Source organism: Lutibacter sp. (assembly GCF_041596795.1).
In the GTDB taxonomy this organism is placed as follows: Bacteria; Bacteroidota; Bacteroidia; order Flavobacteriales; family Flavobacteriaceae; genus Lutibacter.
Window position 1 is genome coordinate 1 of sequence record NZ_JBFHHX010000002.1, and the last position, 23039, is coordinate 23039.

20 protein-coding genes are annotated in these 23039 nt (G+C 29.9%); 4 read left to right on the top strand and 16 right to left on the bottom strand.

Translation table 11 applies throughout. The annotated features are described in order from the left end of the window. From ABY298_RS00305 to ABY298_RS00330, 6 genes are all read right to left on the bottom strand, one after another. Positions 1–1007: agmatine/peptidylarginine deiminase (locus tag ABY298_RS00305; protein ID WP_372743979.1), on the bottom strand; the 1007-nt coding region annotated here is incomplete at its 3' end. Positions 1008–1009: 2 nt separating this feature from the next. Continuing rightward, positions 1010–1897: a carbon-nitrogen hydrolase gene (locus tag ABY298_RS00310; protein ID WP_372743980.1), complete on the bottom strand. Its 888-nt coding sequence runs from the start codon at positions 1895–1897 to the stop codon at positions 1010–1012. A gap of 33 nt (positions 1898–1930) precedes the next feature. Then, the gene (locus ABY298_RS00315; protein ID WP_372743981.1) at positions 1931–2149 is read right to left on the bottom strand and encodes a VF530 family DNA-binding protein; all 219 of its coding nucleotides are present in this window, start codon (positions 2147–2149) and stop codon (positions 1931–1933) included. A gap of 8 nt (positions 2150–2157) precedes the next feature. After that, positions 2158–3696, bottom strand: coding sequence for an SDR family NAD(P)-dependent oxidoreductase (locus ABY298_RS00320; RefSeq protein WP_372743982.1), 1539 nt, complete (start codon positions 3694–3696; stop codon positions 2158–2160). Between the two features lie 107 nt (positions 3697–3803). Beyond that, positions 3804–5357, bottom strand: a complete 1554-nt coding sequence (locus ABY298_RS00325) for a DEAD/DEAH box helicase (protein WP_372743983.1) — start codon at positions 5355–5357, stop codon at positions 3804–3806. Positions 5358–5449: 92 nt separating this feature from the next. Beyond that, complete coding sequence (locus ABY298_RS00330) at positions 5450–6568, bottom strand: DEAD/DEAH box helicase (RefSeq protein WP_372743984.1); 1119 nt, start codon at positions 6566–6568, stop codon at positions 5450–5452. A 136-nt stretch (positions 6569–6704) separates the two neighbouring features. Here ABY298_RS00330 and ABY298_RS00335 point away from each other — a divergent pair, with 136 nt between their 5' ends. The 3 genes from ABY298_RS00335 to pepT all read left to right on the top strand — a co-directional run bounded on the left by ABY298_RS00335 (position 6705) and on the right by pepT (position 9615). Further along, positions 6705–7742, top strand: coding sequence for an oxidoreductase (locus tag ABY298_RS00335; RefSeq protein ID WP_372743985.1), 1038 nt, complete (start codon positions 6705–6707; stop codon positions 7740–7742). 16 nt (positions 7743–7758) lie between these two features. After that, positions 7759–8316: a hypothetical protein gene (locus tag ABY298_RS00340; RefSeq protein ID WP_372743986.1), complete on the top strand. Its 558-nt coding sequence runs from the start codon at positions 7759–7761 to the stop codon at positions 8314–8316. Positions 8317–8379: 63 nt separating this feature from the next. Further along, positions 8380–9615: a peptidase T gene (pepT, locus tag ABY298_RS00345; RefSeq protein ID WP_372743987.1), complete on the top strand. Its 1236-nt coding sequence runs from the start codon at positions 8380–8382 to the stop codon at positions 9613–9615. A gap of 89 nt (positions 9616–9704) precedes the next feature. Here the strand turns inward: pepT and pheT are convergent, their stop codons facing one another. Both pheT and recG read right to left on the bottom strand, forming a co-directional pair. Continuing rightward, the gene (pheT, locus tag ABY298_RS00350; protein WP_372743988.1) at positions 9705–12134 is read right to left on the bottom strand and encodes a phenylalanine--tRNA ligase subunit beta; all 2430 of its coding nucleotides are present in this window, start codon (positions 12132–12134) and stop codon (positions 9705–9707) included. A gap of 331 nt (positions 12135–12465) precedes the next feature. After that, positions 12466–14571 (bottom strand): ATP-dependent DNA helicase RecG, encoded by a 2106-nt coding sequence (gene recG / locus ABY298_RS00355; RefSeq protein WP_372743989.1) that lies wholly within the window; start codon positions 14569–14571, stop codon positions 12466–12468. 96 nt (positions 14572–14667) lie between these two features. Here recG and ABY298_RS00360 point away from each other — a divergent pair, with 96 nt between their 5' ends. Next, positions 14668–15876, top strand: a complete 1209-nt coding sequence (locus ABY298_RS00360) for an RsmB/NOP family class I SAM-dependent RNA methyltransferase (RefSeq protein ID WP_372743990.1) — start codon at positions 14668–14670, stop codon at positions 15874–15876. 72 nt (positions 15877–15948) lie between these two features. Here the strand turns inward: ABY298_RS00360 and ABY298_RS00365 are convergent, their stop codons facing one another. The 8 genes from ABY298_RS00365 to hisC all read right to left on the bottom strand — a co-directional run bounded on the left by ABY298_RS00365 (position 15949) and on the right by hisC (position 23004). Continuing rightward, on the bottom strand, positions 15949–16623 hold the full coding sequence (locus ABY298_RS00365) for a DUF2461 domain-containing protein (RefSeq protein ID WP_372743991.1): 675 nt from the start codon (positions 16621–16623) through the stop codon (positions 15949–15951). A gap of 47 nt (positions 16624–16670) precedes the next feature. Further along, the gene (locus ABY298_RS00370; RefSeq protein WP_372743992.1) at positions 16671–17669 is read right to left on the bottom strand and encodes a lipoate--protein ligase; all 999 of its coding nucleotides are present in this window, start codon (positions 17667–17669) and stop codon (positions 16671–16673) included. 46 nt (positions 17670–17715) lie between these two features. Then, the gene (gene hisIE, locus ABY298_RS00375; RefSeq protein ID WP_372743993.1) at positions 17716–18315 is read right to left on the bottom strand and encodes a bifunctional phosphoribosyl-AMP cyclohydrolase/phosphoribosyl-ATP diphosphatase HisIE; all 600 of its coding nucleotides are present in this window, start codon (positions 18313–18315) and stop codon (positions 17716–17718) included. Between the two features lie 81 nt (positions 18316–18396). Further along, on the bottom strand, positions 18397–19152 hold the full coding sequence (gene hisF / locus ABY298_RS00380) for an imidazole glycerol phosphate synthase subunit HisF (RefSeq protein WP_372743994.1): 756 nt from the start codon (positions 19150–19152) through the stop codon (positions 18397–18399). Between the two features lie 267 nt (positions 19153–19419). Further along, positions 19420–20148: a 1-(5-phosphoribosyl)-5-[(5-phosphoribosylamino)methylideneamino]imidazole-4-carboxamide isomerase gene (gene hisA, locus ABY298_RS00385; protein WP_372743995.1), complete on the bottom strand. Its 729-nt coding sequence runs from the start codon at positions 20146–20148 to the stop codon at positions 19420–19422. Between the two features lie 43 nt (positions 20149–20191). Beyond that, positions 20192–20773: an imidazole glycerol phosphate synthase subunit HisH gene (gene hisH, locus ABY298_RS00390; RefSeq protein WP_372743996.1), complete on the bottom strand. Its 582-nt coding sequence runs from the start codon at positions 20771–20773 to the stop codon at positions 20192–20194. 58 nt (positions 20774–20831) lie between these two features. Further along, positions 20832–21968: a bifunctional histidinol-phosphatase/imidazoleglycerol-phosphate dehydratase HisB gene (gene hisB / locus ABY298_RS00395; protein ID WP_372743997.1), complete on the bottom strand. Its 1137-nt coding sequence runs from the start codon at positions 21966–21968 to the stop codon at positions 20832–20834. 1 nt (position 21969) lies between these two features. After that, a complete protein-coding gene (gene hisC, locus ABY298_RS00400) occupies positions 21970–23004 on the bottom strand; it encodes a histidinol-phosphate transaminase (protein WP_372743998.1) in 1035 nt (344 codons plus the stop codon). Positions 23005–23039 lie beyond the last annotated feature (35 nt).

Below are 23039 nucleotides of genomic sequence, written 5' to 3' on the forward strand. Positions count from 1 at the left end.
GTTCCAAATCCCCAAATTAAATCAATTGCGCTAATTCCTATAATTTCTCTATCAGGGAAACATTCAGCAATTATATTAAGAGCTATTCTATCTTTAGCGTCATTAAAAGTTGGTACTAAAACCGTTTTATTTAATATTAAAAAGTTGGCGTAGCTAGCAGGAATTTGAATACCATCAAAAATTAAAGGTTTTGGCATTGGTAACTCAACTATGTTTGGTGTTTTACCAGTTTCTAGTTTAGCTTGCTGTAATCGCTTTAAATTATCTTGAAGCGGTGCATAATTAGCATCGTTTTTATTTTCTTCAACTACAGTAATTATGGTGTCTTCATTTACAAATCTGCATAAATCATCAATATGACCGTGTGTGTCATCGCCTACAATTCCATTTCCTAGCCAAATAACATTGGTTACACCTAAATACTGTTTAAAAACGGTTTCATAATCCTCTTTTGTAAAGCCTTCATTTCTTACTTGAATGGTGGGATGTAGTAAACATTCTTCACTTGTTAGTAAGGTTCCTTTACCATTTACATCAATAGCTCCTCCTTCAACAATTACAGGTTTTCCTTTATAAATAACCTGAGTTAAAGGAATATTTAAATGTTCCGAAACTTGTTTTGGAACGTATTTATCTAGTTGATAATTAGTGTATTTTGCCCAACCATTAAAGTTAAAGTTTAAGGCTTCTCTCTTTCCATTATTGTAAACTACAATTGGTCCAGAGTCGCGCATCCAACTTCTATTTGTTTTATAAATAATAAATGAAACGTTAGAAATTTTAACCGTAGCCGTTTCTAACATTCCAATAACTTTTTCCTTTAATTTTTCTGAAGCTACTACTAAAATAACTTCTTCAACAGCAGCTACTTTTTTAATAAATTCTACAAATGCCCACTGAATGGCTTCGTATTTACCTGGCCAATCATTTCCATTATGCGGAAAACACAATAAAATTCCTTGTTGTTTTTCCCATTCTGCAGGAAATCTTCTTGTTGAATTTGCCATAATTAGTCTATTGCTCTTTTAGTAATATCTCCAAAGACATCAATTCTTCTATCTCTAAAAAATGGCCAATTCTGACGTACATTTTCTTGTAAATCTAAATCTACTTCAGCAATTAAAATTTCTTCTTTATCATGTGAAGCTTGTGCTAAAATTTCACCTTGTGGACCAGCTATAAATGAAGAACCCCAAAATTGAATTCCTTCTGTACCTGGAATATATTTTTCCAAACCAACTCTGTTTGCTGCAGCAACATAAACGCCATTTGCAACCGCATGACCTTTCATAACATTCATCCACGCACCGTGTTGATTTTCACCATATTGCTCTTTTTCAAGCGGATGCCAACCAATGGCTGTTGGATAAAATAACACTTCAGCTCCTTGCAATGCTGTTAAACGAGCAGCTTCTGGATACCACTGATCCCAACAAATTAAAGTTCCAATTTTTCCTTTTTTAGTTGGAAATGTTTTAAACCCAATATCTCCAGGAGTAAAATAAAATTTTTCGTAAAAATGAGGGTCATCTGGAATGTGCATTTTACGGTATAAACCCGCTTCACTTCCATCAGTATCAATAATATACGCGCTGTTGTGATAAATTCCAGCCATTCTTTTTTCAAAGAAAGGAACAATTATTACAACGCCTAATTCTTTTGCCAAAGCACTAAAAGCAATAAATGACGTACTGTATAATTCTTCAGCAATTGAAAAATTATCAGTGTCTTCACTCTGACAGAAATAATGACTGCTATACAATTCGGGTAACGAAATTACTTCAGCTCCTTGTGCTGCAGCATCTTTTACCCAACTAATACATTTTTTAAGATTGTTTTCTGCAATATCATTTAAGTTTAATTGCAATACAGCAATTTTGTAGGTTTTATTTGGCATTTTTTGAATTTTAAAATGTAAAAATAAAAAATTTTATTTGATTGAACGAAGATAAAGATTCTCTACTTTTTCGCGCGCCCAAGGTGTTTTACGTAAAAATGTTAAGGTAGATTTTATAGTTGGATTGGAACGAAAACAATTTATTTTAATTCTATTTCCTAATTCCTCCCAGCCATAAGTTGAAACTAAAAATTGTACAATTTCAGCTAATTTAACTCCGTGTAACGGATTATTTGGTTGTTCTGTACTCATAATATATTTTACCAATCAATTGGCTTATAATCTTTTAAAAACTTTCCACACCAATGTTTTCCTGTATTTATTCCATCAATTAACGGATCCATAACACGGGCTGCTCCATCTACAATGTCTAAAGGTGGTTGAAAATCGTGTACTTCTGCTTTATGCTTAGATAAATCTACTGGATCTTCATCTGTTACCCAACCAGTATCTACAGCATTCATATAAATTCCAAATTTAGCTAATGTAGATGCAGATGTATGCGTTAACATATTTAATGCTGCTTTTGCCATGTTGGTATGTGGATGTCTGTCTTGTTTTCTAAATCTATGGAATTTTCCTTCCATTGCAGATACATTAATAATGTGCTTTTTACCTGTATTCTCCTTCTTCATTAACTCAGCTAAACGGTTACACAACACAAATGGTGCTATAGAATTTACCAATTGAACTTCCACCATTTCGGTAGTTTCAATTTCACCAATTTTTAAACGCCAACTATTTGTTTTGCGCAAATCAACTTGCTGTAAATCAGCATCTAATTGTCCTTCAGGAAAAACTTCACTAGCTGATAATGAATTGTCAAAACTATACGGAATTTGAGATAATTTAGCCGAAGCTCTTAACCCAATTCCTGGTTCTACACCGTGCCAAGTTACAGGCATATTTTTAGTTGCAGAAGCACCACTTGTTAATGTTTTCAATTCATTTAAACAACTAATATGATTTGATAATAAATCTTGTGCTGATTTTGGCAAACTTTCAAATGGCATTTCTTCTTTTTCCATTAAATGATGAAAAAATCCGGCAGGTCTTCTTACTGTTTGCGCTGCGTTATTAATTAAAATATCAAGTCTATCGTATTGTTGTTCAATATAGTTACAGAAAATTTCAACACTAGGAATATGACGTAAATCTAATCCGTGAATTTTTAAACGATCTTTCCATTTGCTGTAATCATCTTCTTTTGAAAAACGCAAAGCAGAATCTACAGGAAAACGAGTTGTAGCCACAACGGTTGCTCCAGATCGTAATAACATTAATGTAATATGATATCCAATTTTTAAACGAGAGCCCGTAATTACAGCTACTTGACCTGTTAAATCTGCAGTTTGAAAACGTTTTGCATAATTATAGTCTCCACATTCAACACACATTGTATCGTAAAAGTGATGTAATTTTGTGTACAATTTTTGGCAACAATAGCAATTTCTAGGAGATTCTAACTCAAGTTCCTTTTCACTTTTACCTGTTAAATCAATCATTAAAGGTGCTACAAAAACACTTGCTTCACGAGCACTTCTTATTCCAGTTTCTTTTCTTGCGTGCCTGTCTTTGGCTATCATTTTGCGCTTTTCGGCTTTTTTCGCGTCCTTTTTTCTTCGTGAGAATTCATCTCTATCTGGGCGCGTTAGTTGACCTGCAGCTTTTATAAGTGCAATTCTTTTTTCTTCTGAAAGTTCAAAAACCTGATTGGTATCTCCTATTAATTGTTGTAAAACAGCAATACAGGAATCCAATTGTTCATCAGTAATTTTAGAAGGATTTGAATGATTCATTTTTTGAAATTAAAGCGGCAAATATAATTGAAAAAGTTTGTTAAATATCTAAATGTTATAATTTTAAAACACTGAATATCAGAAAAAAAATATTTAAATATTCTCTATTAATCTTCTGGTGGATATCCATTAATTTCTTCAAAAACTGTATCAAAGTTTTCTAAAAGATAGGCTCTTAATTTTTTTCTATAATCATCATTCAACCAATCAATAAAATTCTTGGTGCTTTTACAAATGCATCTAATATATTGTTGAATTCTATACTCAATATCTTCGCCTAACTGATTCATTAAAATTAATGCATCGTAAACATCTTCACTATTTTCTATACAAATATAGGCATGTTGTTCAATAGAACGTTTTAGAACTTCTTTTGAAGATTCGCCATTTTGAATAGCATCTACATAGGTTGCTTTAATATCAAAATAAACATCTTTTGTTTTTACAAACTGCGCTCTTAATTCTGGAGGCATTTCATATCTAAAATTATTCTCTAATTCTTCATCATTAATTAAAGTATCTAAATAATAATTAGGAGATTTAAATATTTTTTGCCAATTAAGATCAGATCCCCACATTCCAAATCTGTGAAAATTATTTCCTAAATCTATTACATTAAAAGTTGATTTATCTTTTAATATACGTGATCCTCTACCAATCATTTGGTAGTATAATGTAAGTGATCTGGTAGCTCTATTTAATATAATTGTATCAACAGTGGGTTCATCAAAACCGGTTGTTAAAATACTTACAGAAGTTAAAATAGCATTTGGTGTTTTTTTAAACCACCTTAAAATATGTTCTCTTTCTTTTTTAGATGATGTGTTATCTAAATGCGCAATTTCGTAACCAGCGGCTCTAAATGTATGATACACGTTAAGCGATGTGTTAATACCATTATTAAAAATTAATGTTTTTTTACCTTTAGAACGTTCTTCGTAGGCTTCTAAAAGTTTGCTTAACATTTCATTATTGGTATATAAATCATCCGATGATTTTACGGTATAATCTCCATTTGCACCAACCACTAAAGAAGTTAATCCAACATTGTAAGAATACGTAATTGCACGTGATAAAAACTTATTTTCAATTAATGATTCTATAGATTCTCCAACAATTAATTCCTCATAATTATCATTCATTGGTAATTGAATGTTAGAGCTTAAAGGAGTTGCGGTAACACCTAAAAAGAATGCTTTTGAGAAGAATTTAAATATTTTTGTAAATGAATTATAATGCGCTTCATCAATAATAACCAAACCAATATCAGAAATATCTAACTTATTATCATTTAGCCTATTATTTAAGGTTTCAACCATTGCAACAAAGCACGAATACAATTGTTGATCATCTAAATTTGCTTTACTATGAATCACTTTATTAACAACATCAAACTCGGTAAGCATTTTTGAAGTTTGCTTACACAATTCAATTCTATGTGTTAATATTAAAACCTTTTTATTGTGATTTTTTAAATATTGCCTTACAATTTCGGAAAAAATTACTGTTTTCCCACCACCTGTTGGTAATTGAAATAACAAATGATAATCTTCTCTTGCTTCATCAAAACGTTTAAAAATTTTATCAATAGCTTCTTTTTGATAGCTATATAAATCTTTTCCTGCTTTTCTTTCCTCTAATTCCGTTGTTCTTACTGACACATTTCTAATTTTAATAGTAGCGTGTAAAATTACAACGAATTATAGGTTTATGCATTATAAATTTAAAAAAAAATAAAAATTTTACTTTTAACTTAAATTGAGATTTGCATAAATTTAATACCTAGCTCCTTTTGAATTTCTTGAATTCTATTAATTTCATTAGGTAAAATTAAAGCAATAGAAAACCCTGTTTTGCCAGCTCTGGCAGTTCTTCCGCTTCTATGTGTGTAATATTCAAGTTGTTCCGGAAGTTGATGGTGAATAATAAAAGCTAAGTTGTTTACATCAATACCACGTGCAGAAACATCTGTAGAAATTAATACTTGTAAACTACCATTTTTAAAAGCGCGCATAACTTTATCTCGTTCTTTTTGCTGCATATCACCTTCTAAAGCTTCTACCGAAAAACCTTCTTCTTTTAAAGTAGCTGTTAAACTTTGTGTTCCCGCTTTTGTTCTACAAAAAATAATTCCTCTATCTGATTGCCTGCGTTCCAACAGTTTAATTATTAAATTTACTTTTTCTTTAATATCTGTTTGAATAAATTGATGGGTAATTTTTGCATTTACCAAAGCGTTTTTATTTACAGCAATTTTTGGAGCTTCACTATCTATATATGTTTTTATTATTCGCTGAATTTCATCGGGCATTGTAGCTGAAAATAACCACGTATTTCTAGAACCGCTTGTGTATTTTAATATTCTATTTAAATCTTGTTTAAAGCCCATATTTAGCATTTCATCGGCTTCATCTAAAATAAGAGTATTAATTTTCTTTAAATCTACTTCACCTCTTTCAATTAAATCTATTAATCTTCCTGGAGTTGCAACAATAATATGTGTAGTTCTTTTTAAAGAACTTAATTGTTTTTCTATTTTTTCACCTCCATAAACACCTTCAACAAATATTTTCTTCTCAGAATATTTTGTGAATTTAAATAACTGCTTTTTAATTTGTTGAACTAATTCACGAGTTGGAGCTAAAATTAATCCTTGAATTGAAGGTAGATCTGGGTTTATAGTATGTAATAAAGGAATACCAAAAGCTGCCGTTTTTCCGGTTCCTGTTTGCGCCAAACCAATAAAATCGGTTTTAGATTTTAACAAAATTGGAATGGTTTTTTCTTGAATCTCTGTTGGATTTTTAATTCCAAGTTCTTTCAATGCAACTACATACTCTTTTTTTACTCCTAGTTCTAAAAATGTTGACATACCTAATAATTTAAGGCTGCAAATGTACACTTTATTAAATTAGCAATTTAAAAGATGTTATTTTTGAAAATTAAAGATTTTACAACTCAAAATCATCCATATTTTTTTAGTTACTTTGTAAGTCAAACATTTTAAAATGAAACTATCTTTTACCTTATTTTTAAGTCTTTTTTTATTGATTTCTTGCAAAGAAGAATATACATCTAGAGAAACTATAGCTGTTTCTATAGAAAAATTTAAAATAGATAGTACAAGTATTAGAGCAATTGAAATTGTAAACGATTCAACAATTATTTATGCGGGCTCAATTGGTGATATTGGACTTGTTTCTGTTGATGGAAAACTAAAAGAAAATCAAAAAATAATTACAGATACCATTGTTCCTCATTTTAGAGCTTTGGCGTACACTAAACAAGCTGTTTATGCTTTAAATGTTGCAAATCCTGCGTTGTTATATCAAATTAAAAATAATAATATTGAAATTGTTTATAAAGAAGAAAACGATAAAGTATTTTATGATTCAATGCAATTTTTTGATGAATTAAACGGTATAGCAATGGGCGATCCAACAGATAATTGCCTTTCTGTTTTAATAACTGGTGATGGAGGAAATACTTGGAAAAAAATAGATTGTGAGCAATTTCCTAAAATAGAAAATGGCGAAGCCGCTTTTGCCGCTAGCAATACAAACATAGCTATTGTGGGTAAAAATGCTTGGATTGTTACAGGTGGTATAAAAGCAAGAGTTTTCCATACTTCAGATATGGGTTTAACATGGAAAGTTTATGATACGCCAATAATACAAGGAAAACCAACAACTGGTATTTATACTGTTGCTTTTTCTAGTGAATTAAATGGTATTATTTGCGGTGGAGATTATACCAATAAATTTGGAAATTCTGCAAATAAAGCAATTACCAAAGATGGTGGAAAAACTTGGAAAGTTGTAGCTGAAAATAGTGAACCTAAATATGTGAGTTGCGTACAATATGTACCTGAAACTAATGGAAAAGAAGTTTTTGCAGTCTCTACTAATGGTATTTTTTACTCTAATAATTCTGGTGAAAATTGGCAAAAAGTAAGCGAAGAAGGTTTTTATTCTATTAGAATTGTAAATAAAAATTTGGCTTGGCTTTCTGGTGAAGAAGTAATTGCTAAAATGATTATTAAATAAATTATAAAAAATTATTATGAAAAAAATTGGTGTTTTAGTACTAATGTTAATTGCTGTTATAAGCTGTAAAAAGCAATCAGAATTACAAAAAGAGTTTAATTGTAGATCAACTGAATTAAGCAATTTAAAACAATACTCAGATTTTAAAAACAACTTTAAGTTGTCTGTTCCAACATCTTGGAAAACAAGTAAATATTACACCGAAACTTCTTCTGAAATTTTCTCAGCAGATACTATAAAACAACTTTCTGAAACGTATATTTTAAATGTATCGTATGCTTTAGGAACCGTAAATTTTGATGCTGATTTTCATCAAAAAACAGATTCAATTATTACGCAAAATGGATTTGAAAAAATAAAATCGGGTTCCGCTACTTTTATTAATTCACCTTGTTATTGGTATGTTTTAAAAGGTGAAAAAAACGGATTTACATATCATCAATTTAATATTATTTCAAAAAAAACGGAAATGGCATATTTTTCTGCAGCTATAGATATTTATGGCAATTTAAATATTGATGACAGAATTTGTGAATCGTTAAGCTTATTAGAAAAAATTGAATTTTTACAATAATTTAAGATATATACATTGTAAATACTTTTTTGAATACTTACTTTTGATGAAAATTTATAAATAATGCAAAAAATAATAGATCGCTTCGTAAAATATATTAAAGTTGACACACAATCTGATCCAGATAATCCTGCGTTTCCAAGCACAGAGAAACAATGGGATTTAGCTAAAATTTTGGTGGAAGATTTAAAAGAGATTGGAATGAAAAATGTAACCTTAGATGATAACTGTTACATTATGGCAACATTACCATCAAATGTTGATTTTAAAGTTCCTGTTATTGGCTTTATTGCTCATATTGATACAAGTCCAGATTATTCTGGAACCAACGTAAATCCTCAATTTCATCCAAATTATGATGGAAAGGATATTGTGTTAAATGCTGATGAAAACATAGTATTATCACCTAGTTATTTTGATGATTTATTATTGTATAAAGGTCAAACTTTAATTACAACTGACGGATCTACGTTATTAGGTGCCGACGATAAAGCTGGAGTTACAGAAATAATTTCGGCAATGGAATATTTAATTCAACATCCAGAAATTAAGCACGGAGAAATTAGAATTGGCTTTACACCAGATGAAGAAGTTGGGAAAGGAGCGCATATGTTTGATGTAGAGAAATTTGGTGCAGAATGGGCTTATACAATGGATGGAAGTCAGGTTGGTGAGTTAGAATATGAAAACTTTAATGCTGCAGGTGCAAAGGTAATTATTAATGGTAAAATTGTGCATCCTGGTTATGCAAAAGGAAAAATGATTAACTCTATGTTAATTGCAAATGACTTTATTGCAAGCCTACCAAAAAATGAAATTCCTCAAGAAACTGAAGGCTACGAAGGTTTTTATCACTTGCATAGTATGGAAGGTGAAGTAGAAAAAACAACGTTAGAATATATTATTAGAGATCACGATTTAAAATTATTTGAAGATAGAAAAGCTACTTTTCAAAAAGTTGCAGATACTATTAATAAAAAATTAGGTTCAAACTTAGTAACTGTTGAAATAAAAGATCAATATTTTAATATGCGCGAAAAAATTGAACCAGTAATGCATATTGTAGATATTGCTGAAGAAGCAATGAAGCAATTAAATATAAAGCCTATAATTAAAGCAATTAGAGGAGGAACTGATGGTTCTCAACTATCTTACAAAGGTTTACCTTGTCCAAATATTTTTGCTGGTGGACATAATTTTCACGGAAGATATGAGTATGTGGCTGCGGAATCTTTACAATTAGCTACAGATGTAATTATTAAAATTGCTGAAATTACTACTGAAAGAGCTAAGAAGTAAATAATTGTTATTCCCGTGAAGGCAGGAATCTACAGAAATAAAAAAAAACCTCTGAATTTCAGAGGTTTTTTTATGGTTTTTATTGAAAACTATCTTAACGTAGCTCCTAAATTCTTTTCAAAAGATTGTTGTAATTTTTGCATTATTTTATCTATTTGAACATCGTTTAACGTTTTTGTTTCGTCTTGAATTAAAAAACTTACCGCATACGATTTTTTTCCAGCATCTAATTTATCTCCTTCATAAACATCAAATAAATCCACATCTTTTAGTAAATTTTTCTCTGCCTGAAATGCTAAATTGTAAATCTCATTAAATGAAACTTCAGCATCTAACAACAATGCAAAATCTCTTTTTACTGAAGGGAATTTAGGTAGTTCAGTTACTTTAATCTGTCCTTTACCTCCTACTTTCAATACATTTTCCCAATCAAAATCAGCAAATAATACAGACTGCTTTATGCCAAATTCTTTTAAAATTGATTTTTTAACTACACCAATATCAACTAGTTTAATTTTACCTAAACTTAAAGTAATTCCTTCAGAAAAAACATCATTTTTTGTAGGTGAAGTTTTTAAATTTTTAATTCCTAAACGTTCTAATAAAGTAATAGAAATTCCTTTTAAATAAAAGAAATCAGAAGGTTTATCGGAAGTGTTCCAACGTGTTTTTGAACGATTTCCAGAAACAAATAATGTTAGGTGTTTTTGCTCGCTGTATCCGCTATCAAAGTGTTGATATGTTTTTCCAAATTCAAAGAATTTTAAGGAACTATTTTTTCTGTTAATGTTATATGCTACAGATTCTAACCCGCTAAATAACAGCGATTGACGCATAACACTTAAATCATTACTTAAAGGATTTAAAATAGTTACATTATGCGCTGGATTTAATGTTTCTGATAATGAAACATAGCTTGGCTTAGTTAAAGAATTTGCCATAGTTTCATTAAACCCTTGTGCCATTAACTGGTTGGCTGCAATGTTTTCAATCTTAGTTGGATCAAAATCAGAAAAAGAAATTGAAGTGTTTAATTTATGAGAAAACTCAACATTATTATAACCATAAACACGTAAAATTTCTTCAATAACATCTGCTTCTCTTGTAACATCAACTCTATATGATGGAATAGTTAAACCTAACCCTGTTTCCGTTACATTATTAAATTTAATATCTAACGATGCTAGTATATTTTTAACAGTTTCCTTTGGAATTTCAACACCAATTAATCGATTCATTTTTTCAAAAGAAAGGAATACTTGAAAATCTTCAATTTTTTTAGGATATAAATCAACAATTTCAGAAGAAACTTTACCTCCAGCTACTTCTAAAATTAAATTTGCTGCACGTTTTAAAGCATATTCAGTAATATTAGGATCTATTCCACGTTCAAATCTAAAAGAAGCATCTGTATTTAAAGCATGTCTTTTTGCAGTTTTACGAATTGCTACTGGGTTAAAATATGCGCTTTCTAAAAATATTGAAGTTGTATTATTTGAAACGCCAGATTCCGAACCTCCAAAAACACCAGCAATACACATTGGTTCTTCATTTCCGTTACAAATCATTAAATCTTCTTCGTGTAATTCTCTTTCTATACCATCTAGCGTAGTAAATTTAGTGCCTGTTGGTAAGGTTTTAACAATTACTTTATTTCCTTTTACTTTTGATGCATCAAAGGCGTGTAATGGTTGTCCTAATTCGTGTAACACATAATTTGTTACATCAACTATATTGTTAATTGGTGATAAACCAATAGCTTTTAATCTGTTTTTAATCCAATCTGGAGATTCTTTTACTGTTATACCAGAAATGGTAACTCCTGCATATCTTGGTGCTTTTTCAGTATCTTCTACAACAACATCAAATTTTAAGGTTCTATCGTCTACATGAAAATCACTAACAGATGGTGAAATTAATTCTAAAGAAATTTTATTTTGAATTAATCCTGCACGTAAATCTCTTGCAGTACCTAAATGACTCATTGCATCTGCTCTGTTAGGTGTTAATCCAATTTCAAAAACCTGATCAGATGCAACATTAAATACAGTTGCGGCTGGTGTTCCTACTTTTAAAGAATCATCTAGCACCATAATACCATCGTGGCTAGTACCTAAACCTAATTCGTCTTCGGCACAAATCATTCCATGACTTTCTTCTCCTCTTATTTTTCCTTTTTTAATAACAAATGGTTCTCCTTTATCATCATATAAAGTAGTTCCAATAGTTGCAACTGGCACTGTTTGACCAGCTTCTACATTTGGAGCACCACAAACTATTTGCAATGGTTCCTCTCCTTCTCCAATACTAACTGTTGTTATTTTTAATCTATCTGCATTTGGATGTTGTATACAAGTTAAAACTTTACCTACAACAATTCCAGATAAACTTCCTTTAATTGATTCAACGGTTTCTATACCTTCAACTTCAAGTCCTAAATCGGTTAACAATTCGCCTGTTTTCTCAGCTTCCCAATCTACTTTTAAAAACTGCTTTAACCAATTATATGATATTTTCATTTCTATTTTATTTTTTTACGAATTGCAAAGATAAATAATACAATTTAGAATGATAACTTCAATAGTTACTTTTTACTATAAATTTTAAATCAAAAAAAATGATTTCTTTATGTGTTTTTGTAATTTTTATATTTTTTTTAACATCTATATCGTTTTCGAAATCGTATAATTGTAGCAACTAAATGAAAAACCAATTTTATACTCATAATTGTTTATAAATTAGAGTGTAAAAATTTGAAAATATAACTTTTTGATTGATTGTTATCGAAGGTTTTTGTGAAGTAAAATGGTAGATTACTATCACTTTACTTCATATTAACCTTCTTCTTTTTTAGCTAATATTAGCCCAAAGTGTACTTTTTTTACTTATTTCTATATACGCAGTTTTAATTGCTAAATTATCTGATTTAGAGAGAGATGGATCAATTGTAAGTAATTCTATAGCTTGTTTTCTAGCTAATTTTAAAAGTTCGCCGTCTTTTATTATATCTGCAATTTTCAAGTTTAACACACCGCTTTGTTGGGTTCCCATTAAATTTCCTGGACCTCGTAATTTTAAATCTACTTCAGATATTTTAAAACCATCGCTAGTATCTACCATAGTATGCAATCTAATTTTGGCATCATCAGATAATTTAAAGCTAGTCATTAATATACAGTAACTTTGCTCTGCTCCACGTCCAACTCTACCTCTTAACTGATGTAATTGCGATAAACCAAAACGTTCTGCACTTTCAATAACCATAACACTGGCATTTGGTATGTTAACACCAACTTCAATTACTGTAGTTGCCACCATAATTTGAGTTTCACCTTTTAAAAACCGTTGCATTTCATATTCTTTATCATCGGCTTTCATTTTACCATGAACAATACTTATTTGGTATTGAGGTTTTGGAAACTCACGAGAAATACTTTCATAGCCATCCATTAAATCTTTATAATCCATCGCTTCAGATTCATTTATTAACGGATATACAATATATATTTGACGGCCTTTACTAATTTCTTCTTTTAAAAATTTAAAAACAGATAGTCTATTTTTATCATATCTATGCGCAGTAACAATCTCCTTTCTTCCTGGAGGTAACTCATCAATAACAGAAATATCTAAATCGCCATAAACACTCATTGCTAATGTTCTTGGTATTGGTGTAGCTGTCATAACTAAAACGTGCGGAGGCAATTCGTTTTTCTTCCACATTTTAGAGCGTTGTTCTACACCAAACCTATGCTGTTCATCAATAATTGCTAATCCTAAGTTTTTAAACTGTACTTTATCTTCAATTAATGCATGTGTTCCTATTAGTATATGTAACTCGCCAGATTGTAATTGTTCATGAATTAATTTGCGCTCTTTTGTTTTGGTTGAACCTGTAAGAAGTTGTACCGTAACATTCATTCCATTAAGTAATTCAACTACCGAATTATAATGCTGCGTAGCTAAAATTTCTGTAGGTGCCATAAAAGCCGTTTGAAAACCATTATCCATTGCAATTAAAATACTTAACAACGCAACAATTGTTTTACCCGAACCAACGTCTCCTTGCAATAACCTGTTCATTTGGGCATTGGAACCCATGTCTTTACGGATTTCTTTTAAAACTCGTTTTTGAGCATTGGTTAAATCAAATGGTAATTTATTAGTATAGAAATGATTAAAATACTCTCCAATCTTATTAAAATTATACCCTTTAATTTTTGCTTTTCGAATCATTTTTTTTCGAATCAATTGCATTTGAATAAAAAATAATTCCTCAAATTTTAAACGCTGTTGGGCTTTTGTAAGTAACTCTTGATTTTTTGGAAAATGAATATTTAATAACGCCTCTGTTTTAGAAATAAAACCAAAGTTTTGAAGTATTTCTTTTGATAAAGTTTCTGTAAATGAACCATTTACTTCTTCAAATAAACTTTCAACCATTTTAGAAACAACTCTGTTTGTTACTCCCTTATTACTTAATTTTTCTGTAGATGGGTAAATTGGTTGTAAGGCTGTGCGTAAACTTTTTTTGTAATCAGCTAACAATTCCATTTCAGGATGTGGCATTGAAAACGAACCATTAAAATAATTTGTTTTTCCAAAAATAACATAGGGCGTATTTACTTTTAAAGAAGTTTTAATCCATTTTACACCTCTAAACCAAACCAACTCCATTGCGCCAGTATCATCAACAAAAGTAGCTACTAACCTACTTCCTTTTTTTTGTTGTACCGTTTTTATATTAGTAATTTTTCCAACAATCTGAATTTCTGCCGCATTTTGTTGTAATTGACTTATTTTATAAAACTGGGTTCTATCTAAATATCTATTCGGGAAAAAATTCGCTAAATCTCCATAGGTATAAATTCCTAACTCCGATTTTAATAAATCTGCTCTGTTAGGGCCAACACCTTTTAAGTAAGCTATAGAAGTATTTAGTGTGTAAATTGCCATTTTTTTTTAAAATACGAAGGTAACAATTCAATGTACAATAAACAATTGCAAAATCTTATAATCTATTTATGTATATTTGCAGTCCAAAATTTTAATATGAGATTACACAGAAATTTAGTGTTTACGGTTATTGATTCGATGAAATTAATTTTTAATGAAGGAGAATATGCCGATAAAGTTGTTGAAAAAGCATTAAAAAGAGATAAGCGCTGGGGAGCTAGAGACCGTAAATTTGTTGCTGAAACTATTTATGATATGGTACGTTGGAAACGATTGTACAACGAAATTGCAGGAACAAAATCTCATTATACTACAGAGAACGTTTGGAAAAATTTTGCAGTTTTAGCTGTATTAAAAGGTTATAAATTACCAGATTGGAACCAATTACAAGGAGTTCCAGAACGTAGAATTAAAGGAAAATTTGATGAACTTCAAAAAGAACGTGTTTTTAAAGAATCTATTCCAGATTGGATGGATGAATTATGCGTAAAAGAATTGGGTGTTGAAAAATGGACAAATGAAATTAGTGCGTTAAATGAACAAGCTGAAGTTATTTTACGTGTAAATACCTTAAAAACAACTAAACTAGCATTGCAAAAAAAGCTAGAAGATGAAGGTATTGAAACTGAACCTATTAGAGGTTATGAATTTGCATTAAAATTAAAAGAACGTGCCAATGTTTTTACTACAGAAGCGTTTAAATTAGGCTTTTTTGAAGTGCAAGATGCTTCATCTCAATTGGTTGCAGAATATTTAGATGTAAAACCTGGAATGAAAGTTATTGATACTTGTGCTGGTGCTGGAGGAAAATCTTTACATTTAGCTGCTTTAATGGAAAATAAAGGTCAATTAATTGCTACAGATATTTATGAAAGTAAATTAAGAAAACTTAAAATTAGAGCTCGTAGAAATGGAGTTCATAATATTACTACCAAAGAAATAGATTCTTTAAAGGTAATTAAGAAAATGAAAGGTACTGCAGACAGAGTTTTAATTGATGCGCCTTGTAGCGGGATTGGAGTTTTAAAAAGAAATCCTGATAGTAAATGGAAATTACAACCAGAATTTGTAGATAATATTATTAAAACGCAAGCTGAAATTCTTGAAGAATATTCGCAATTAGTAAAAGTTGGTGGAAAAATGGTGTATGCAACGTGTTCTATTTTACCGTCAGAAAATGAAAAACAAGTTCAATTATTTTTAAAAAATCATCCAGAATTTCAATTAGAGAAACAAAATAAAGTTTCTGCTTATAAATCTGGTTTTGATGGTTTTTATATGGCTTTGTTAGAAAGAACGAGTTAAAAATTAACTATATAATTTATAAAAAGACCAAGACTTGAAATAGTTTTGGTCTTTTTTTTGTATGTTTTTGTTTTAATCTATAATTGAAACTCCGTTTAAATCGGTAGTTAAAACCTCGCTCATGTAGTTAAAATACGGACGCATAGCTTTAAAACTTTTGTTTATTTCATCTAAAAAATCAGGAGACAGAACTTCTTGATCGGTAAAAGAGCGCGTAACAATAAATTGTTTCATTTTAATTAAATCCATATCCGGATGATCCTTATCAAAACCACGAGGTGCAGTTTTTAGAGATTCACCTTCTAATTTTCCAAAATATTTTATAAATGTAGGGTTGTTTAATATTTCACGAATTTCAGAAGTATCCATTTCAAACTCTTTTCTAATACGCAGTAAGTCTTCTTTATTTGGTTCCCAAAAACCACCAGCTAAAAAACTTTCACCTGGCCTTATTCTTAAATAATATCCACCTCTTAATTTATTTGTTGCTCTTACAAAATTTCCGGCAAAATGCGGCTTATACGGAGTTTTATCTTTAGAAAATCGGACATCTCTATAAATTCGAAACATTTTTAAACTCTCAATTTCATCATGTTCTTTTAATTTTTCTTGTAGAGAAACATAAAATTTTTTAATAAGTTTTTGTTCACTTTCAAAAATAGATTTATTGTTAGCAAACCAATCTCTATTGTTGTTTTGCTTTAAATCTTTAAGAAAATTTATGGTTGTTTTTGAAATTGAATTCATATTTAGTTTTTTATCATTTATAGTTAATAGATTGCTTTTACAAGCAATTAATCGTTTCCATAAACAAGATTTATAAATTCTGAGTTTTCTAATTTCCCAAAATAATTTTCAACTGCTATAGTACTCAGCTTATTACTAATTTCAGTTTTATCGTACGGAACTCCAATTAATAATTCTTCAATATCTGAAACTGGTTGTCTTCCAAAAAAATCTCCAAAAATTTTAAAATCTGAAATAAGTCCTTTTTCTACAAAAATACGTAAATCAATTTCACCTATTGAAAAACGTTTGTTTCGCTGGATATTAAATTTAGGAGAATTCCCAAAATTCCAATCCCATAAATCATATTTTTCAGCTTTTAATTCGTGAACAGCTTTCCATTCAGCTTCGGTTAATTTATAAATTTCAAAATGTTCACGAGCTTCATATAAACCAGTAAGCAATTGATTTTTAAAACTTTCCATTGAAATAGGTGTGTTTAAAAACTCACTAATATTTGCAACGCGACTTCTAACCGATTTATGGCCTTTAGACTGAATTTTACTCATTTTTACCTGAAGAGCTTTAGATACTTCACTCATATCAGTATTGAACAATAAAGTTCCATGACTAATCATTCGTTTTCCGGTAGAAAATTGAGCTGTACCAGAAATTTTCTTTTCATTAACCAAAATATCATTGCGCCCTTTTAATTCGGCAGCAACTCCCATAGTATTTAACACACGTATTACTGGCTCAGTAAATTTTTTAAAATTACTAATACTTTTTCCATCGTGGTTGGTAATAAAACTAAAGTTTAAGTTTCCTAAATCATGGTAAACAGCTCCACCTCCAGAAATGCGTCTTACAACGTGTATATTTTTCTCAGTTATATATTCCTGATTAATTTCTTCTAAGGTATTTTGGTTTCGCCCAATAATTATAGATGACTCGTTAATATAAAATAATAAATAATCTGTAGAAGCATCAAAATTTCTTAATGCATATTCTTCTAAAGCTAAATTTAATTTAGGATTAGTACATCCTTCATTGTCAATAAAAATCATAGAATTTGTTTTTTTTAGAAAAAAAGTGCGCAATAATTAATACTTGTTATTTATGTCTTCCTTCTAAAACCTTTACAATATCTTTTAAACTGAATCCTTTTGCTTGTAACAAAATTAAATAATGAAATAACAAATCTGCTCCTTCATTTAAAAACAAGTCATCATTATCATCTTTAGCCTCAATAACAATTTCAACAGCTTCTTCCCCTACTTTCTGAGCAATTTTATTAATACCTTTTTCAAAAAGAGAGGCAACATAACTTTTTTCTGAGTTAGAGTTTAAGCGTCTACTTTTAATTACATTTTCTAATTCAGTTAAAAATCCAAACTGCTGATAATTAGCTTCATCCCAACAAGTATCCGTACCTTTATGACACGTTGGACCTACAGGTTTAACTTTCACTAATAAAGTATCGTTATCACAATCATTTTTAATAGAAACAAGGTTTAAAAAATTTCCGCTTTCTTCTCCTTTTGTCCAAAGTCTATTTTTAGTTCTACTAAAAAAGGTCACTTTTCCAGATTCTATGGTTTTTTTGTATGCTTCTTCATTCATATAACCTAACATTAAAACTTGTCTGGTTGTAAAATCTTGAATAATTGCTGGTACTAAACCATCACTATTTTTATTAAAATCTATTGTCATAATTGTATGTTTTGGGTGATTGAGCGGAGTTGAAATCACAATTAATAGTTGCGTTTCGGCTCCGCTCAACGACCAGTAAATTTATAGCCTAACCGGAATATTATTCCTTTTTAATTCCTTTTTTAAATCTTTTATTTCAATTTCTTTAAAGTGAAAAACACTTGCCGCTAATGCAGCATCTGCTTTACCTTTAATAAAAGTATCTGTAAAATGTTGCATATTTCCTGCTCCACCAGAAGCAATTATTGGAATATTTACTAAAGTGCCTAAATGTGCTAATGCTTCATTTGCAAAGCCATTTTTAGTACCATCGTGATCCATAGAAGTAAATAAAATCTCTCCTGCACCACGTTTTTCAACTTCCACAGCCCATTCAAATAATTTAATATCCGTAGGAACTTTTCCTCCAACTAAATGAACCATCCATTCTCCATTAATTTGTTTCGCATCAATAGCAACTACTACACATTGACTTCCAAATTTTGCAGCTAAATTATTTATTAATTGTGGATTTTTTACTGCAGAAGAATTGATAGAAACTTTATCAGCACCTGAATTTAATAATATTTCTACATCTTCAACCGATGAGATTCCGCCTCCAACAGTAAAAGGAATATTTACTTTTTCAGCAACGTGCATTACCAATTCTGCTAAAGTTTTACGTTTTTGCTCGGTAGCCGTAATATCTAAAAACACTAGTTCATCTGCCCCTTCATTTGCATAAATTTCTGCCAGTTCTACTGGATCACCAGCATCGCGTAAATCTATAAAATTAATACCTTTTACAGTTCTTCCGTTTTTTATATCCAAGCAAGGAATAATTCTTTTTGTTAACATAATTTCGTCACCCTGAACTTGTTTCAGGGTCTCATATTTTTATAAATCCAACGTTCTTATCAATGGATTCTGTTGTTTAATTAAATTTATTTTCCAATCGTAATGCCAATTTTTCAATTGTTTTTCTCTTAAAATTGCCTGTCTAATATCCATAAATTCTTCAAAATAGACTAGATTCTTTGTATTATATTTATTTGCTAATATGTAAACAAAACTAATTTTTATTAATTAACGCGATTCTGAAACAAGTTTAGAATGACGAGCACTTTAATAGTTGCTTAAAATAAATTTTTCTATCTCTTTCATACTAATTTTATGCTCGTAAATTGCTTTACCAACAATGGTACCTTCACAACCCATTTCAGCTAATTTTGGTAATTCATTATATGTAGAAATACCTCCTGAAGCTATAAGTTTTATATTTGAAATTTCTTTTAGCATTTTTTTATATAATTCAAACGAAGGACCTTGCAACATTCCATCTTTTGAAATATCTGTACAAATAACATAACTCACTCCTTCTTTTTGGTAACCTTTTACAAAAGGTATTAATTCTTTATCAGATTCTTCTAACCAACCACTAACTGCAATTTTTTCATCCATAGCATCGGCACCTAAAATAATTTTATCAGCACCAAATTTTAGTATCCAGTTTTTAAAAATTGCTGGATTTTTTACTGCAATACTCCCACCTGTTATTTGTTTAGCTCCACTTTCGAAAGCTATTCTTAAATCATCATCAGACTTTAATCCTCCACCAAAATCGATAGATAAACTTGTATTGTTTGCTATAGTTTCTAATACTTTATGATTTACAATATGACTCGCTTTTGCTCCATCTAAATCCACCAAATGTAAATGTTTTACACCGTGCGCTTCAAACATTTTAGCTACTTCTAACGGATTTTCGTTGTATATTTTTTGTGTTGCATAATCTCCTTTTGATAAACGAACACATTTACCGTTAATAATATCTATTGCAGGGATAATTCTCATTTCATTATAGTTGTTGGTTGGTTGATGGTTTTATGTTGTTGGTCTATAACTCCAAAAAATTCTTTAAAATTTGTGCTCCTGCTTTGCTACTCTTTTCTGGGTGAAATTGCACACCAAAAAAGTTTTTTTCTTGTAATGCAGAGGCGTAATTTATACCGTAATTTGTTGTTGCTATAGCCTCTATATTTAAAGGAACATAAAAACTATGTACTAAATACATATATTCTTTTTCTTTAATTCCTTTAAATAAATCGGACTTTAAATTTTCTATTTGATTCCATCCTATTTGAGGAACTTTTTCACGAGTATCAAATTTTACAACATCGCAATCAAAAATTCGTAATCCTTGAGTATCACCTTCTTCACAATAATTACACATTAATTGCATACCCAAACAAATACCTAAAACCGGCTGTTTTAATGTTGGAATTACTTTATCTAATCCTGTAGCTTCTAACATTTTCATGGCGCTACTTGCTTCGCCTACTCCTGGAAAAATAACTTTATCGGCATTTCTAATTTCCTCTTCGTCCTTACTTAAAACAGCCTCATAACCTAAACGTTGAATAGCGAATTTTAAAGATTGAATGTTTCCTGCTCCGTAATTTATAATTACTATTTTCATTTATTTTATTTTGTTGTTTGTTATTAGTTGTTAGTTGATTGCTAAAAACCAAAAACCATTACAGCATTCCTTTTGTACTAGGTAAAATCATTTTTTCAGAATCTCTTTTTACCGCTACTTTAATTGCTTTGGCAAATGCTTTAAAAATTCCTTCTATTTTATGATGTTCATTAGTACCTTCTGCTTTTATATTTAAATTACATCGTGCACCATCTGTAAATGATTTAAACAAATGAAAAAACATTTCTGTTGGCATTTCTCCAATTTTTTCACGTTTAAAATCTGCATCCCAAACCAACCAATTTCTACCTCCAAAATCAATAGCAACTTGTGCTAAACAATCATCCATTGGTAAACAAAAACCATAACGTTCTATGCCTAATTTGTTACCCAATGCTTTGGCAAACACTTCACCCAACGCAATCATAGTATCTTCTATAGTATGATGCTCATCTACTTCTAAATCTCCTTCTACTTTTATGGTTAAATCCATACTTCCGTGACGAGAAATTTGATCTAACATATGATCAAAAAAAGCAATTCCTGTAGAAATATCACTTTTACCAGTTCCATCTAAATTTAATTTGATATAAATTTTAGTTTCATTGGTATTTCTAGTGAGTTCTGCGGTTCTGTTTTCAAGCTTTAAAAACTCATATATTTTTTGCCAATCGTTACTTTCCAACGCAATAAAATTGTTTAAAGATTCCCTTTTAACAGTTATTTCATCAGTTCCTAAATTAGTATTGTCATTAATAAAAATTCCTTTAGCGCCTAAATTTTTAGCTAGCTCAACATCTGTTAATCTATCTCCTATTACAAATGAATTTTCCAGATCATACTCTTCCGAAAAATACTCAGTTAACAATCCTGTATTTGGTTTACGTGTTGGAGCATTATCTTTGGCAAAAGTTCTGTCAATTACAATATTTTCAAATTTAACACCTTCATTTTCAAAACATTGAAGTACAAAATTATGAACCGGCCAAAAATTTTCTTCTGGCATACTTTCTGTTCCTAAACCATCTTGATTAGTAACCATAACCAATTCATAATCAAGTTCTTTTGCTATTTTACCTAAATAAGTAAATGACTTCGGGTAGAAAATTATTTTCTCAAAAGAATCTACTTGCTCATCTGCAGGTTCTTTAATTATTGTACCATCACGGTCTATAAATAATACTTTTTTCTTCATTTTATAGTTCATTTAAAACTCTGCACATTAATTTATTTTCATTTTTTGTCCCTATGGTAATTCTAAGAGTATTTTCACATAAAGGTTGGGTTGTTCTATTTCTTATAACAATACCTTTTTTTAATAATTGATTATACCTTTTAACAGCATCATCTACTTTTATTAGAACAAAATTAGCATCAGATTCATATATTTTCTCAACAAAATGTAATGTCTTTAATTTTTCAATCATCTTTTGTCGCATTTGAATAATAGCCTCAATTTCTTCTTGTACCTTTTCAATAACTAACAATCTTTTAAGTGCTCGTTGTTGAGTTAACTCATTAATATTATAAGGTGGTTTTATTTTATTTAAAACGGCAATTATTTCTGAAGAAGCATAACAAATTCCTAATCTAATTCCGGCTAAACCGTAAGCTTTTGATAAGGTTTGGGTGATAATTAAATTTGGAAATTCATTTAAACGTTCCAACCAACTTTTTTGAGAAGAAAAATCTATATAAGCCTCATCAATAACTACTAAACCTTTAAATGTAGTTAACAATACTTCTACTGCTTCATTTGAAAACGAATTACCTGATGGATTGTTTGGAGAACACAAAAACAAAATTTTACTGTTTTTATCCACAACTTCCAATATTTCCTTTACTTTAGGTTGAAAACAGGTTGTTAATAGCACTTCTCTTTCTTCAACATTATTTAAATTTGCAAGTACCTTATACATTCCATACGTTGGCGGAAGCGTAATTACATTGTCTACTTTTGGCTCACAAAAAGCTCTGTAAATTAAATCTAAAACTTCATCACTTCCGTTACCTAATAAAATTTGATCTACAGGAACATTTTTTAGTTTAGAAAGTTCTCCTTTTAAAGTTTTTTGCTGAGGATCTGGATACCTATTTACACCACTTTCAAACGGATTTTCATTGGCGTCTAAAAAAACCATATTGGTAACATCATCTTTAAACTCATCTCGCGCCGATGAATAAGGCTGCATTTTTTTAATGTTTTCTCTTAGTAGTTTTTCAATTTTCATATGTAACAATTATTTATTTTCAAATTTAAAAATAT

What these genes read in the sequence shown, in the direction of transcription:
- hisIE (WP_372743993.1), bottom strand. Translation starts at nt 18,315, where the DNA reads ATGACAATAGATTTTAATAAAAATAGTGATGGTTTAGTACCAGCAATT.
- hisC (WP_372743998.1), bottom strand. Translation starts at nt 23,004, where the DNA reads ATGAAAATTGAAAAACTACTAAGAGAAAACATTAAAAAAATGCAGCCT.
- ABY298_RS00370 (WP_372743992.1), bottom strand. Translation starts at nt 17,669, where the DNA reads ATGATTTTTATTGACAATGAAGGATGTACTAATCCTAAATTAAATTTA.
- ABY298_RS00340 (WP_372743986.1), top strand. Translation starts at nt 7,759, where the DNA reads ATGAAAAAAATTGGTGTTTTAGTACTAATGTTAATTGCTGTTATAAGC.
- ABY298_RS00310 (WP_372743980.1), bottom strand. Translation starts at nt 1,897, where the DNA reads ATGCCAAATAAAACCTACAAAATTGCTGTATTGCAATTAAACTTAAAT.
- pheT (WP_372743988.1), bottom strand. Translation starts at nt 12,134, where the DNA reads ATGAAAATATCATATAATTGGTTAAAGCAGTTTTTAAAAGTAGATTGG.
- recG (WP_372743989.1), bottom strand. Translation starts at nt 14,571, where the DNA reads ATGGCAATTTACACACTAAATACTTCTATAGCTTACTTAAAAGGTGTT.
- ABY298_RS00365 (WP_372743991.1), bottom strand. Translation starts at nt 16,623, where the DNA reads ATGAATTCAATTTCAAAAACAACCATAAATTTTCTTAAAGATTTAAAG.
- hisB (WP_372743997.1), bottom strand. Translation starts at nt 21,968, where the DNA reads ATGAAGAAAAAAGTATTATTTATAGACCGTGATGGTACAATAATTAAA.
- ABY298_RS00360 (WP_372743990.1), top strand. Translation starts at nt 14,668, where the DNA reads ATGAGATTACACAGAAATTTAGTGTTTACGGTTATTGATTCGATGAAA.
- hisF (WP_372743994.1), bottom strand. Translation starts at nt 19,152, where the DNA reads ATGTTAACAAAAAGAATTATTCCTTGCTTGGATATAAAAAACGGAAGA.
- ABY298_RS00335 (WP_372743985.1), top strand. Translation starts at nt 6,705, where the DNA reads ATGAAACTATCTTTTACCTTATTTTTAAGTCTTTTTTTATTGATTTCT.
- hisA (WP_372743995.1), bottom strand. Translation starts at nt 20,148, where the DNA reads ATGAGAATTATCCCTGCAATAGATATTATTAACGGTAAATGTGTTCGT.
- ABY298_RS00315 (WP_372743981.1), bottom strand. Translation starts at nt 2,149, where the DNA reads ATGAGTACAGAACAACCAAATAATCCGTTACACGGAGTTAAATTAGCT.
- hisH (WP_372743996.1), bottom strand. Translation starts at nt 20,773, where the DNA reads ATGAAAATAGTAATTATAAATTACGGAGCAGGAAACATTCAATCTTTA.
- ABY298_RS00330 (WP_372743984.1), bottom strand. Translation starts at nt 6,568, where the DNA reads ATGTCAACATTTTTAGAACTAGGAGTAAAAAAAGAGTATGTAGTTGCA.
- ABY298_RS00320 (WP_372743982.1), bottom strand. Translation starts at nt 3,696, where the DNA reads ATGAATCATTCAAATCCTTCTAAAATTACTGATGAACAATTGGATTCC.
- pepT (WP_372743987.1), top strand. Translation starts at nt 8,380, where the DNA reads ATGCAAAAAATAATAGATCGCTTCGTAAAATATATTAAAGTTGACACA.